The following is a 12915-nucleotide window of genomic DNA, read 5'->3' on the forward strand; positions in this document are numbered from 1 at the left end:
CGGTCTCGTCGCTGAAGGTTGAAAAATAAGCATGGCGGCCGGGACGATGTCCCAGGCCGCCATGTGAGAGGCTCAAATGGTCTTCACGTACTGCGCAAGCTGATCGGCCACCGTGCCCCAGCCATCGAAGAAACCCATCTCTTCATGGTTGTTGCGGGTCGCCTCGTCGCGATGGATGGCGGTGGCGGTGTAGCGCGTGCCCTTGCCGTCCGGCTGCAAGGAAATGACAGCGGTTATGAAGGGTTCCCCTGACGGCCGGTAACCCGGCAACAATGCATCCGTCCACACCAGCCGCTCGTTCGGCACGATTTCGAGATAGCAGCAATGGCGGTCGTTGACCTCATTGCCGTCGGGCGACTGCATGCGCGTCCGGAACAGACCGCCCGGCCTAAGGTCGATCTCGCAGTCGGTGATCATCCAAGGCCTAGGCGTGAACCATTGCTTGACATGCTCAGGCGTCGTCAAGGCGCGCCACAGCAATTCGCGCGGCGCATCGATGACGCGCTCCAGCACGAGGTCCAGTCTGGGATCCGGCTTGAGGGGATAGATCATTTTTCTGTCTCCTGGAGGGTCATCACATAGGCGTCGAACTGGTCGAGGCGGCGCTCCCACAGCGTGCGCTGTTCGGCCAGCCAGTTTTCGGCAAGCTTCAGCGGCTCGGGTGCCAGTTGATAGGTCCTGACCCGGCCGGTCTTTTGCGAGCGCACCAGCCCGCAACCTTCGAGGATTTTGAGATGTTCGATGAAGGAGGGCAGGGCCATGTCGAACGGTTGGGCAAGCTCGCTGACCGAGGCAGGGCTGCGGTTCAGCCGCTCCACCACGCGTCGCCGCGTCGGATCGGACAGTGCGCGAAAGATGCCGTCGATCGGTGGACGGCTCGGAGTTGTGGTCTGAAGGCTTGTCATTGGTTGGTCCTGAGGCGCTGTCAAAACACTTAGGAAAATTCCTTAGCGTTGGCAAGAGCAAACCGAAGGGATGCCGGGGAGCGCTGGCAAAGCGCGCAGAGCGTCCTTAATCTGCGGTCAGATTCGAAATCGGAAGGGCCACTGTTTTGACGATCATCATCTACGGCATCACCACCTGCGACACCGTCAAGAAGGCGCGCGTCTGGCTGGAGGGCCATGATGTTTCCTACCGTTTTCACGATTTCAGGGCAGAGGGGCTGGACGCCAAGCGTCTTGACGGCTGGGTTGGCAAGGTCGGCTGGGAAAAGCTGCTCAACAAGGCGAGTACGACGTTTCGCGAACTGGCGGAAAAGGACAAGCAGGGCCTGGATGAAAAGAAGGCCAAGGCGTTGATGCTGGCCAAGCCGACCGTGATCAAGCGGCCGGTGCTGGAGGTCGGTGATCGGATTCTGGTGGGGTTCAAGGCTGATGTTTATCAGGCGGCGGTGAAGTAGCGTAGCGAGAAGGCGACGCTGCCAATCTCCCCCGCAAGGGGGGAGATTGGCCAATCGCCGACCTTACAGATTGTGGGCGCCCTTCAATCCGTCTTTCTGAGAAATGCCGCCAGCGCCACCGCATTGTTGTGCGCCTCGTCATGCGCGCCGTAGAGCAGTGTCACCTTGCCGTGGCGAAGCAGGCCGCGCAATTCACCCACCGCATCTTCATTCCCGTCCAACTCAACTCGGTACTGCTTCTGAAACTCAGCCCAGCGCGCCGCCTCATGGCCGAACCATTTGCGCAGATCGTCGCTCGGCGCGATGTCCTTCAGCCACAGCGCCAGCGCGGCGTCCTCCTTGCTGACGCCGCGTGGCCAGATTCGGTCGACCAGAACCCGTTGCCCGTCATCGGGCGCGGGTGGCTCGTAGATACGCTTGACCGCTAGGTCGAAGGCCATCGGACCCTCCGTAAGCGGGTCAGGCCCACTCGCCCTTGCGCATGACGGGCACGCGGGCGCCGTCCTTGTGAACGCCATCGATGTCGATCTTGTCCGAGCCGATCATCCAGTCGATGTGGATTAAACTCTTGTTGCCGCCGCGCGCCGCGATCTCGTCCTGGCTGAGCGAGGCGCCGTCGACGAAGCACTTCGAATAGCACTGGCCGAGCGCGATGTGGCAGGCGGCGTTCTCATCGAACAGCGTGTTGAAGAACAACAGCCCGCTCGCCGAGATCGGCGAGGAATGTGGCACCAGCGCCACCTCGCCGAGGCGGCGCGCGCCCTCATCCGTATCGAGCACCTTCTTCAGCACGTCCTCGCCCTTCGATGCCTTGGCCTCGACGATCCTGCCTTCTTCGAAACGCACCGAAATGTCGTCGATCAGCGTGCCCTGGTAGGACAGCGGCTTGGTCGAGGAAACATGACCCTCGACCCGCCTTGCGTGCGGCGTGGTGAAGACCTCCTCGGTCGGGATGTTGGGGTTGCAGGTGATGCCGTTCTTGGCGGTCGAGGCGCCGCCCATCCATTCATGGCCGTCCGCCAGCCCAACGGTCAGGTCGGTGCCTGGCCCGGTGAAATGCAGCGCATGGAAATTATGGCCGTTGAGCCATTCGGTGCGGCTGCGCAGCGCTGCGTTGTGCGCTTTCCAGTTGCCGATCGGGTCCTCCACATCGACCCGCGAGGCGGCGAAGATGGCATCGGCAAGCTTCACCACGGCAACGTCGTCGGCATCGCCGGGGAAGACCTGTCTGGCCCAGGCGAGGTCCGGATAGGCGACGATGTTCCAGTTGATGTCGAAGCCGGTGATCTTTTCCAGCGCCGGCTGATACGCCATCGAATTCGCCTTGTTGGCGCGCGCCACCTTCGCCGGATCCTGAGCCGACAACAGCGATGGATCCTCGCCGCGCACGGCAAGCCTGGCCGCATTGTTGGCAAAGGCTTTCGCCATGCCCTCATAAAGCCAGCCGGCGGCGCGGTCGAAGCTCGCGTCGGCGCCGAAACGGTAGCGGGCCAGCGTCATCTCGTCATCGTTGAAGATTGGCGTCACCAGCCCGGCGCCGGCCTTGTAGGCATGCTCGACGATCCGCCTGGTCAACGGCAGTGCCGCGATCGACGAAGTCAACACCAGATCCTGGCCTGGCTGCAATTGCAGCCCGACCTTGATGGCGACTTCCGCCAGCCTGTCGAGCTTCACCGGGTCGATCGATGCGGAAACGCCGCGCGAATGTGTGGTCATGATCCTGCCTGTCGTAGTTTGATGTCCGACTCTACATAGCTCGGTGCCTCCGTCCTTTCCACCGCGATCGCGACGGTGGGTTCTGCGTTCGCGGACCCGAACCGCGCCATGGTTGCCTCGATCTCTTCCCTGATCCAGAGCTTGAAATCCCGGACCTTGCGGCTTTCCGCCTTGACGGACGAGGTCACCAGCCAATAGCCGAGCCCGCTCTGGGCGCGGATTCCGAAAGGCGCCACCAGCCGCCCGTCGGCCAGCGCATCCGCGGCGAGCAATTGCCAGCCCAGCATCACGCCATGGCCGGCAATCGCCGACTCCAGGCACAGCATCGGGTCGGTGAAACGCGCACCCTTGAGGAAGGTGACAGGTGGGACACCGGCCGTTTCGAACCAGCTTTCCCAGTTGATCATCGCCCGCTCGTCGGTAATCGCGCAGGTCTGGGCAAGGTCCTCGATCGATCTCAGTTTTTGGGCGATCGCCGGCGCGCAGACCGGGAAGACTTCCTGCGCCAGGAGCAGTTCCGTGCGCCCGCCCGGCCATTTGCCGTCGCCGAGCCGGATGGCGATGTCGATGTCCGAGTGATCGAGATTGGCCAGCCGCACCGAAGCGTCGATGCGCAGCAGCACGTTGGGATGCCGGTCGAAGTGGCGAGATAGCCTGGGCAACAGCCACTTCGAGGCAAAGGCCGGCGCCACCGAAACCACCAATGTGCATTGCGTCGCCTCGTCGGCCAGCGCCACGGCCTGGGCAAGCTCGCGAAACCCTGCTCCAAGGCGGGCCGCGAAGACGGCGCCGAATTCGGTCAGTGCCAGACCGCTCGCCGTTCGCTCGAACAGCGCTTGGCCGAGCTGTTTTTCGGTACGGCTGATCTGCTGGCTGACGGCGCTGACGGAAACGTTGAGTTCACCGGCCGCCGCCGCCAGCGATCCGAGACGGGCAACGGTTTCGACGGCGCGGAGGCCGTTGAGATGGACGCGGTTGAGCATGGCCATTGAGTTTTTCTAAACTGATCCGGCTGAAATCTCAATTGAAAGGCATGTCGAAACGGCAGATTTTCTCGGGAGAGACAGACCTGTGGAGCCGGAAATGCTGAGGATATTGTCGTCATCGCTGAAGGTCTTTTTCGCTGCGAGTACTTCGCATGAGCCGCGCCAGGACAGCGAAACGCAGAGATGGCTGATCGATCCGCTTTCGCATCCGGTGCTGAACACCATGTCGGAGCGCGAACTGGGCGATGTGCCGTTCAGGCTGACGGCACGGCGGACAGTGCACGAGAGGGGTTCATTGCGCGCCGGCGGTCGCTGCTGAGCAGGCGCCAAGCGTTCCGACATAGGAAGTCGAGGCGAGCACGTCCCGCGTACGCACTGGCCCAACAGATGGCGATTGTTTCAGCGATCCCTGCACTTATTGTGCAGTGCAATGACATCAGCCACCTCGACAGCGCTGCGGTTCGCTCTCGCCGGCATGATTGCCATGGCGATTGCCATGGGCATCGGCCGTTTCGTCTACACGCCGATCCTGCCCGGGATGATGCAGGAACTGCATCTGTCGCCTGCCGATGCCGGCTGGATCGCGTCGGCCAATTATCTCGGCTACCTCGTCGGCGCGTTGGCAGCGGCGGGCGGCTGGGCGCATGGGCGCGAGCGCCTGCTGATGCTGGCGGGGCTTGGCGCCAGTGCGGTCCTTGCCGCGCTGATGGGGCTGACCGAAGCGATGGCGGCCTTTCTCGCCATCCGCTTTCTGGCCGGTCTGGCCAGCGCCTTCGTCATGGTGTTCATGGCCAGCATCGTGTTCAGCCATATCGCGGCTGCCGGTCGCAACGACCTGCAGGCCTGGCATTTCGGCGGCGTCGGGCTCGGCATAGCGGCATCGGCGGCGATGATGGCGGTGCTGGTCGCCGAGCATTCGGGCTGGGCGGCAGGCTGGCTGTGGTCGGCGACGATTTCGGCCTGTGGTTTCGTCCTCGTCGCTCTGTTGGTCAATGAGGGTCCGCTCGGCAACGGCGAAGTCACCCGCGAGCCGGCACTGCGGATGGACCGGTCGTTGGTCAAGGTCATCATCGCCTACGGCCTGTTCGGCTTTGGCTATGTGGTGACGGCGACATTCCTGGTCGCCATCGTTCGGCAAGGCGGCGGCAGCCGCATCTTCGAGGCCATGGTGTGGATGGTCGCCGGTCTTGCGGGCTTTCCCTCCGTCTGGCTCTGGCAGAAGATCGCGGCCCGGACCGGCCTCTATGCCGCCTATGCGCTGGCGTGCTTCATCGAAGTTGCCGGCGTCACCGCCAGCGTCGCCATCGGCGGAGCCACCGGGCCGCTGCTTGCCGGCGTGCTGCTCGGCGGCACCTTCATTGCCATTACCGCCTTTGGCCTGCAAGCCGCCCGGCAGCAGGCGCCAGAGGCGCCGCGGCGGATCTTTGCCCTGATGACGGCTGCGTTCGGCCTTGGCCAGATCATCGGTCCGGTCGCAGCCGGATTTCTGGCGCAAATGTCCGGCGATTTCTTCCTCGCCTCGATCACCGCCGCAACCATGCTGGTCGTCTCGGGCGCCATCACCTGGTCGGCTGCGCCAAAATCGCCATGATTGTGGGCTTGCTGTGCCGGGCATCGGGCACGGGCATTTTCTTTCCCACTAATGTGTGACTTTATGCCCGCTGTCGTCAGCTGATTTGCGCCTAGATCGAGGAATTCGCCACAGTGTTCGTATCCTTTTTCCCGCAGCCGAAGCTCTTTTTCACTTCGGCCGCCGTCTGGAGCCTTGCGGCGATCCTGTTCTGGTTCTTCGGTGGTGAACAATTGGGTGCGGTTTTCGGATTGCCGCCCGCCGCGGCCGGCGCGCCGCCCCTCATCGGCATCGCCATCCTCGTATCGAAACCGTTCCTCTGGTTCTATCTCTATTTCGCGTTCTGCGTGCTCGTCTTCTACGCATTCTGGAGCTGGTATTCGCCGCATCCATGGCAGCGCTGGTCGATCCTGATGACCGCGGTCATCCTGTTCTTCATCTATTTCAATGTGCAGGTCAGTGTCGCCGTCAACGCCTGGTATGGGCCTTTCTTCGACTATGTGCAGGGCCTGATGTCGGGGACTGGAAAGTCGACCAACAGCGAATTTTATATCGGATTGGCCGATTTTTCGTGGCTGGCGCTGGTCGGCATGAATGTGCAGGTGGTCAATGCCTTCATCGTCAGTCACTGGATCTTCCGTTGGCGCACGGCGATGAACAACTACTTCGTCGAGAACTGGGGCAGGCTGCGCCATATCGAGGGTGCCTCGCAGCGTATCCAGGAAGACACGATGCGGTTCTCGCAGATCATGGAAGATCTCGGCTCCAGCTTCGTCCAGTCGATCATGACGTTGATCGCATTCCTGCCGGTCATGATCCAGTTGCAGGCCCATATCACCGAGTTGCCGATTATCGGCGCGATCCCGCAGCCATTGGTTGTCGCGGCCCTTGCCTGGTGTCTGTTCGGGACGATCTCGGTCATGGTTGCCGGTTTGAAGCTTCCAGGGCTGCAGTTCCGCAACCAGCGTGTCGAAGCCGCCTACCGCAAGGAACTCGTCTACGGCGAGGATCATGCGGACCGGGCCCAGCCGGCCACCACTGCCGAGCTGTTCGAGAATGTTCGTCACAATTATTTCAGGCTCTATTTTCACTACATCTATTTCAACGTCGTCCGTTACACCTACCTGCAGGCCGACAACATTTTCTCGCTGCTGATCCTCGGTCCCTCGCTGGTGGCGCACAAGATAACGTTCGGCGCGCTGAACCAGATTTCGAACGCGTTCGGCAAGGTGACCGGTTCGCTGCAGTTTCTGCTCACCTCCTGGTCGACCATCGTCGAGCTGCAATCGGTCCACAAGCGCCTGCGCGCCTTCGAGGCGACGCTCCAAGGCGAGCCGCTGCCTGAAATCGACCAGCGCTATCTGGCAAGGCAGGGCGCCGAGGACCCAGCCTAAAAACCGAGGGTTGGAAATCGAACCGGGTTGGCGGCTCAGCCGTCGACCGAGACCTGCCTTTGGCCAGCATCCTGGCGCGAAACATAATCGCGAAAACTGATGCATTCGACATCGGCTTTGACGCAGACGTCGCCGGCAAAGCGCTCCAGCGCGTTCCAGTAGGCGCCGTCGTTCATCAGCGCGAAGTGGAAGCCGAGTTCCAGCGGAATGCGTTTTCCCGCATACTGCTTGTCGAAGGCGGCGCGGAAGGCAGCATAGGTCCGGTTGGCGAACTCGCCCGCTTGGCTTGGCCGCTCGAAGCCGCCAGAATGCCTGACATAGAGGTTGTAGTCCATGGCAATCACCGGCCGCGACTTCGGTCCTTCGGGGATCTGCGGCAGCGAAAAGTGCATGATGCCGTTGCTGGCCGCCGGTCGGGCAGGGCCTTGCGAGACGCCGCTGGCATCGAATTGATATCCGGCCGCCGGCAGCGCTTCGTAAAGCGCCTTGCTGGTCGACAGGTACGGCGCGCGAAAGCCGACCACCGCATGCCGCGCGAAATCGCGCCAGCCCTGTGGTTCGGGTGCAATGCCGTTGATCGCATAGGCGTTTTCGAGAATGTGCTCGAACGAACTGAACTCTTTCAGCCAGTCCGCCTTGCTCCAGTCCTTGCCGTCGAAATGGCCGCAGCCATGGCTGGCGATGTCGTGGCCTTCATGCGCGGCAAGGCCGATCTGTTCGAGCCGCTCGGTGACTTCCTGCTTGGAGGCGGCAAAGCCGATGTTGGATTTGCCGGCGCTTTTGCCGGGTGCGGTGTACTCCTTGCGCGTCTCCGTCGACAGCAGGAAGACGCAGGACAGAAAATAGGTGAAATGCGCGCCGGTGCGCTCAGCCAATGCCCGGCTGCGTTTCCATTGCGAAATATCGCGGGCGCTGTCGAATGAGATGATGACGACCTGTTTCGGCTTTGCCGGCACCGGCGGATCGGCCAAAGCCCCGCCACCAGTGGTGAGCGCGGCAAGCGAAAACGCAACAACGCGGAACGGACGAAGCATAGGCAATCTGATCTTCACTCGGGGAACGTCTGCAAGCCGGCTATCGCCTAAATGTGGCGTGGGTGCGATGAGCCTTTTCGGCTGCTTGTCCGGGGCAAACATCCGTTTGCCCCGGACAATAGGCGATTTTCCGGTTGAACCCCTTCCATGCCGGCAAAATTTCGCTAAAACGCGGGCTGACAAAGGCCCGACGGGGCAGGAATGGTTTGATTTGATGTCCGACGACAGTTTCATCCGTGAAGTCAACGACGAGATCCGTCGCGAACAGGCGCAGGCGCTGTGGGACCGTTTTGGCCCCGCTCTGATTGTCGTTGCGATCCTCGTGGTGCTCGGCACCGCCGCCTTCGTCGGCTACCGCTATTGGGACGAGACGCGCGCCAACCGCTCGGGCGATGCGTTCTCGCAGGCGCTGAAGCTCGCCAATGACGGCAAGAACGATGAGGCGCTGACCGCGCTCGATCAGTTGGAGAAGGATGGCTACGGCGCTTATCCATTGCTCGCCCGCATGCGCGGCGCGACCGTCAAGGCGAACAAGGGTGACGTCCCCGCCGCCGTCAAGGATTTCGACGAAGTCGCCGCCGATACGGCCATTCCCCAGGGCATTCGCGACATGGCGCGCCTGCGGGCAGCACTGCTGCTTGTCGACCACGGCTCCTTTGCCGACGTCTCCAGCCGTGTCGAAGCGCTCACATCCGACACCAACACGCTGCGCCACACGGCGCGCGAGGCACTCGGCCTTTCCGCCTGGAAGGAAGGCAAGACGCAGGATGCGCTGAAACTGTTCGACCAGATCGCCGCCGATGACGGCGCCCCGCGCAACACCCGCGAGCGCGCAACATTGATGTCCGAGCTGATCCGCGGGTCGGGCAGTGCGTCGTGACCTTCAAAGTCGCCATCATCGGCAGACCTAACGTCGGCAAATCGACTCTTTTCAATCGGCTGGTGGGAAGGAAGCTGGCGCTCGTCGACGACACGCCGGGCGTCACCCGCGACCGTCGCGTCCATGCCGCCAAGCTCTACGACCTGCATTTCGATGTCATCGACACCGCCGGCTTCGAGGACGCTGGCGCCTCGACCTTGCCCGGCCGCATGCGTGCGCAGACCGAGATCGCCATCCGCGAAGCCGACCTGATCTTCTTCACCATCGACGCCAAGTCCGGCCTGTTGCCTGACGACAGGACCTTCGCCGAGATCGTGCGCAAGTCCGGCAAGCCGGTCGTGCTGGTCGCCAACAAGGCCGAGGCGAAGGGCGCCCAGGGCGGCATGCTGGAAGCCTGGGAGCTCGGCCTTGGCGAGCCGATCCCGGTTTCGGCCGAGCATGGCCAGGGCATGCCCGATTTGCGCGACGCCGTGATCGGCGCGCTCGGCGAAGCGCGCGCCTTCGGCGAAGAAGAAGATGGCGAAGACGAAGACGTCGCTGCCGGCGAGGTGCTGATCGGCGAGGATATCGCCGATCCGGATGCCGAGCACGCCTATGACGACACCAAACCGATGCGCATTGCCGTCGTCGGCCGCCCCAATGCCGGCAAGTCGACGCTGATCAACGCGCTGATCGGTGAAGAGCGGCTGCTCACCGGACCGGAAGCCGGCATCACCCGTGATTCGATCTCGGTCGATTGGGATTGGCATGGCCGCCGCCTGAAACTGTTCGACACGGCCGGCATGCGCCGCAAGGCCAGGATCCACGAAAAGCTGGAAGTGATGTCGGTGCAGGACGGTCTGCGCGCCATCCGGTTTGCCGAGATCGTCATCATCGTCCTCGACGCCACCATCCCCTTCGAGAAGCAGGATCTGCAGATCGCCGACCTGATCATCAGGGAAGGCCGGGCGCCGGTGATCGCCTTCAACAAATGGGATCTGATCGACCATCCCCAGGAGCTTCTGGCCGAACTGCGCGAGAAGACGGAACGGCTTCTTCCCCAGGCGCGCGGCATGCAGGCCGTACCCGTCTCGGCCGAGACCGGGCGCGGCCTCGACAAGCTGATGGATGCCGTCATCAAGACCCACAAGGTGTGGAACAGCCGCGTCTCGACCGGCAAGCTCAACCGCTGGCTGGAGGGCATCCTGGCGCATCATCCGCCGCCTGCTGTTGCCGGGCGCCGGCTGAAGGTCAAGTACGTCACCCAGGCCAAGACCCGTCCGCCGGGCTTCGTCGTCCAGTGCTCGCGGCCCGACGCGATGCCGCAATCCTATGTCCGCTACCTCTCCAACAGCCTGCGCGAAGCCTTCGACATGCCCGGCGTGCCGATCCGCATTGCGCTGCGCACGTCGGACAACCCGTTCGCCGGCAGGTCAAACAAGAAACGCAGCTGATCGTCGGCGCCCACCTGGCGCTTCATGATCACGCCACGTTGCGCAGGCCGTTGTCGCTGACCCGCGCATTTTCGGGCAGCGCTTGCCGTGCGGCGTCCAGCAGGATATCGGCGAGGCGGGCCGCCACCGGCTCCGCCTCGGCGTCCTTGCGATGCAGGAACAACGCCATCTTGGGCAGGGCGGGCAATCCGGCGATCTCCGGCGTCATTGCGCTGACGCTGGCCGGCAGGCCGATGTCGGTGCGGATCGTCAGCCCCAGCCCCGCAGCAACCGCGGCCCAGATGCCGCCAAGGCTTGGGCTGGAAAAGGCCATCCGCCACGACAGGCCGGCACGGTCGAGCGTTTCAGTTGCAACCGTACGCAAAAGGCATGGCGCCTCGAGCGCCACCAGCGGCAGCGGCTCGCCGTGCCGCAGGCTGGCCTCGATGCCCTTTGCCGGCCCGATCCAACGCATCGGCACATCGGCGACATGCTGGCTGTAGGGCAGCGTTTCGCCGCAGTGCCAGGCGAGCGCGATGTCGAGACTGCCTGACATGACCCTTTCGGCAAGGTCGTGGCTGCGTGCGATCCTGGCTTCGATCTTCACCTTGGGGTGCGCCCGGGCAAATCGGCCGAGCACGTCCGGCAGCACCGCCTCGCCGAAATCCTCCTGCAAGCCGAGCCGTACCCAGCCTTCCAACTCGACATCGTGGATGGCGGATGCCGCCTCATCATTCAATTCGATCAGCCGGCGCGCATAGCCGAGCAAGGTCTCGCCGGCCTCGGTCAGGGCGAGGCCGCGTCCTGATTTGCGGAAGATCGGCGTCGCCGCCTGTTCTTCCAGTTTCTTCAATTGCGCGCTGACCGCCGACGTCGACCGGCCAAGCCGGCCAGCGGCCTTGGCAAAGCTGCCCAGTTCCATGCCGGTGACGAAACTGCGCAGGACGTCGAGGTCGAAAGTTACGCGTCGCATGTGAGTCCCGATTTTCAGGATTGTATGTTCAAAACTTCCTAATTTTCAGGATGAAATTACGGCGGTAGGGACAGATCGTCAAGGCCGGACCACTGGCCAGAACGGGAAATGAAATCATGTCCGCCATTGTCAATTGCACCGACCGGCAGCCGTCAGAACTCCTGGAAGATACGGCAGCCGGTTCCGCCGAAAGGGTATTCAAGCCCGGCCATCGCTGGAAGGTTCTGGGCATCGGCGTCGCCGCCAATGCCGCCTTCTCGGCTACGTTCTCCGGCATCCCGGCGACGGCGGTCGTTCTTCGCCAGGGCTATCACCTGGGCAATGCCGAGCTCGGCCTGGCGCTCGGCCTTCTCGGGCTGGGGGTCGCGCTCAGCGAACTGCCCTGGGGTCTGCTCACCGATCGCTGGGGCGATCGCCGCGTGCTCCTGATCGGGCTCGGCGCGACGGCGGTGTGGCTCCTGGTCATGGCGATGCTGGTTGTGCCGACAAAGGCCGGTACTCCCGGCGTCACGCTGCTCGCCGCGAGCCTGCTCATCACCGGACTGCTCGGCGGCAGCGTCAACGGTTCGAGCGGCCGCGCCATCATGGGCTGGTTCCGGGAAAACGAGCGCGGCTTTGCAATGAGCATCAGGCAGACGGCGGTGCCGCTCGGCGGCGGCCTTGGCGCCCTCATACTGCCCTCGCTTGCTCTGGCTTTCGGCTTTGGCGCGGTGTTCGGGGTCCTGGCGGGTGCATCCGCTCTGTCTGCCCTGTTCGCCTGGCGCTGGCTGCACGAGCCGCCGACGGCGGGCAAGGATCATCTCGCTGCGGCTTCTGTGGCCGGACCGGCGCCGCTGCGCAATCGCGATGTTTGGCGTATCGCGACCGCCATCGGCCTGCTCTGCTTTCCGCAGGTGGCCGTGCTCACCTTCGCCTCCGTGTTCCTGCACGATTTCGTTGGATTGGGAACGGCGGCGATCAGCGCGAGCCTCGCCGCCGTTCAGATCGGCGCCATGGTCATGCGCATCTGGAGCGGCCGCTTCACCGACCGTCACGGCAACCGCCGCCATTTTCTTCGCTTGTGCAGCGCGTTCAGCGCCCTTGCCTTCGCCATGCTTTGGCTGCTGGTCCTGTTCGGCCCAACCGTTCCGGGCGGCCAGCTCATCTGCTTGGCGGTCCTTCCAGTCGTGCTTATTGTCGCAGGCATCTCCGTCTCCGCCTGGCACGGCGTCGCATACACCGAGCTTGCCACCCTTGCCGGCGCCAGCCATGTCGGGACCGCGCTCAGTCTTGCCAACACCTTTGTTTTCGTCGGCTTCTTCCTGGTGCCGGTGGCTATTCCGGGGCTTTTGCACCTTTGGTCTTGGTCCGGCGTCTGGCTGGCGGCCGCCATCTGCGCGCTGATCGCCCGGCCGATCTTCCTGCGTCCGGCCTAAATGGACCGCCGCAAAACCGCCCGACTTCGGAACCACCACCTCGGGCCGACCGGGAAAACCCGATCGAACCCGTTAACGTCCCATCAAGGTTAATGCATCATTTTGCTCTCCAGTGGGGTCTGTAGCGTTCCTGGAG

At 63.2% G+C, this 12915-nt stretch carries 14 protein-coding genes; 7 read left to right on the forward strand and 7 right to left on the reverse strand.

Annotated features, from left to right (window positions below; all coding sequences use genetic code 11):
• Positions 1-72 precede the first annotated feature (72 nt).
• Together NKJ37_RS01290 and NKJ37_RS01295 are read right to left on the reverse strand one after the other, a co-directional pair.
• The gene (locus tag NKJ37_RS01290; RefSeq protein WP_352550902.1) at positions 73-552 is read right to left on the reverse strand and encodes an SRPBCC family protein; all 480 of its coding nucleotides are present in this window, start codon (positions 550-552) and stop codon (positions 73-75) included.
• Positions 549-905, reverse strand: a complete 357-nt coding sequence (locus NKJ37_RS01295; protein WP_023808692.1) for an ArsR/SmtB family transcription factor — start codon at positions 903-905, stop codon at positions 549-551. The genes NKJ37_RS01290 and NKJ37_RS01295 overlap by 4 nt, the downstream gene beginning before the upstream one ends.
• Before the next feature lie 146 nt (positions 906-1051).
• Here NKJ37_RS01295 and NKJ37_RS01300 point away from each other — a divergent pair, with 146 nt between their 5' ends.
• Complete coding sequence (locus tag NKJ37_RS01300; RefSeq protein WP_023808691.1) at positions 1052-1399, forward strand: ArsC family reductase; 348 nt, start codon at positions 1052-1054, stop codon at positions 1397-1399.
• 83 nt (positions 1400-1482) lie between these two features.
• On the opposite strand, the gene NKJ37_RS01305 is transcribed toward NKJ37_RS01300, so the two are convergent.
• From NKJ37_RS01305 to NKJ37_RS01315, 3 genes are read right to left on the reverse strand one after another with little or no spacing between them, the layout of a single operon-like run.
• Positions 1483-1839 (reverse strand): DUF488 domain-containing protein, encoded by a 357-nt coding sequence (locus tag NKJ37_RS01305; RefSeq protein ID WP_352440011.1) that lies wholly within the window; start codon positions 1837-1839, stop codon positions 1483-1485.
• A gap of 19 nt (positions 1840-1858) precedes the next feature.
• Positions 1859-3115, reverse strand: a complete 1257-nt coding sequence (locus NKJ37_RS01310) for an aminopeptidase (protein WP_023808689.1) — start codon at positions 3113-3115, stop codon at positions 1859-1861.
• The gene (locus NKJ37_RS01315; RefSeq protein ID WP_352772258.1) at positions 3112-4104 is read right to left on the reverse strand and encodes a LysR substrate-binding domain-containing protein; all 993 of its coding nucleotides are present in this window, start codon (positions 4102-4104) and stop codon (positions 3112-3114) included. Before NKJ37_RS01315 ends, NKJ37_RS01310 begins: the two co-directional genes overlap by 4 nt.
• Positions 4105-4198: 94 nt before the next feature.
• Here NKJ37_RS01315 and NKJ37_RS01320 point away from each other — a divergent pair, with 94 nt between their 5' ends.
• The 3 genes from NKJ37_RS01320 to sbmA all read left to right on the forward strand — a co-directional run bounded on the left by NKJ37_RS01320 (position 4199) and on the right by sbmA (position 7065).
• Entirely contained in the window at positions 4199-4420 is a 222-nt protein-coding gene (locus NKJ37_RS01320) for a hypothetical protein (RefSeq protein ID WP_352722808.1), read from the forward strand.
• Positions 4421-4531: 111 nt separating this feature from the next.
• On the forward strand, positions 4532-5692 hold the full coding sequence (locus tag NKJ37_RS01325) for a YbfB/YjiJ family MFS transporter (protein WP_128302465.1): 1161 nt from the start codon (positions 4532-4534) through the stop codon (positions 5690-5692).
• A 113-nt stretch (positions 5693-5805) separates the two neighbouring features.
• Positions 5806-7065, forward strand: coding sequence for a peptide antibiotic transporter SbmA (sbmA, locus tag NKJ37_RS01330; protein ID WP_023808685.1), 1260 nt, complete (start codon positions 5806-5808; stop codon positions 7063-7065).
• Positions 7066-7100: 35 nt separating this feature from the next.
• Here the strand turns inward: sbmA and NKJ37_RS01335 are convergent, their stop codons facing one another.
• Positions 7101-8099 carry a polysaccharide deacetylase family protein gene (locus tag NKJ37_RS01335; protein ID WP_352772364.1) on the reverse strand — a complete coding sequence of 333 codons (999 nt, stop codon included), beginning with the start codon at positions 8097-8099 and terminating at the stop codon, positions 7101-7103.
• Between the two features lie 214 nt (positions 8100-8313).
• Here NKJ37_RS01335 and NKJ37_RS01340 point away from each other — a divergent pair, with 214 nt between their 5' ends.
• Together NKJ37_RS01340 and der are read left to right on the forward strand one after the other, a co-directional pair.
• Entirely contained in the window at positions 8314-8979 is a 666-nt protein-coding gene (locus NKJ37_RS01340) for a tetratricopeptide repeat protein (RefSeq protein WP_023808683.1), read from the forward strand.
• Positions 8976-10412 (forward strand): ribosome biogenesis GTPase Der, encoded by a 1437-nt coding sequence (gene der, locus NKJ37_RS01345; protein WP_352440008.1) that lies wholly within the window; start codon positions 8976-8978, stop codon positions 10410-10412. The genes NKJ37_RS01340 and der overlap by 4 nt, the downstream gene beginning before the upstream one ends.
• 28 nt (positions 10413-10440) lie before the next feature.
• Here der and NKJ37_RS01350 read toward each other — a convergent pair whose 3' ends face one another.
• Positions 10441-11364 (reverse strand): LysR substrate-binding domain-containing protein, encoded by a 924-nt coding sequence (locus NKJ37_RS01350; RefSeq protein ID WP_352772262.1) that lies wholly within the window; start codon positions 11362-11364, stop codon positions 10441-10443.
• A gap of 116 nt (positions 11365-11480) precedes the next feature.
• Here NKJ37_RS01350 and NKJ37_RS01355 point away from each other — a divergent pair, with 116 nt between their 5' ends.
• Positions 11481-12779 (forward strand): MFS transporter, encoded by a 1299-nt coding sequence (locus NKJ37_RS01355; RefSeq protein WP_352772265.1) that lies wholly within the window; start codon positions 11481-11483, stop codon positions 12777-12779.
• The last annotated feature ends 136 nt before the right edge of the window (positions 12780-12915 follow it).

Origin of the sequence: Mesorhizobium sp. M0140 (assembly GCF_040322475.1) — a bacterium.
In the GTDB taxonomy this organism is placed as follows: domain Bacteria; phylum Pseudomonadota; class Alphaproteobacteria; order Rhizobiales; family Rhizobiaceae; genus Mesorhizobium.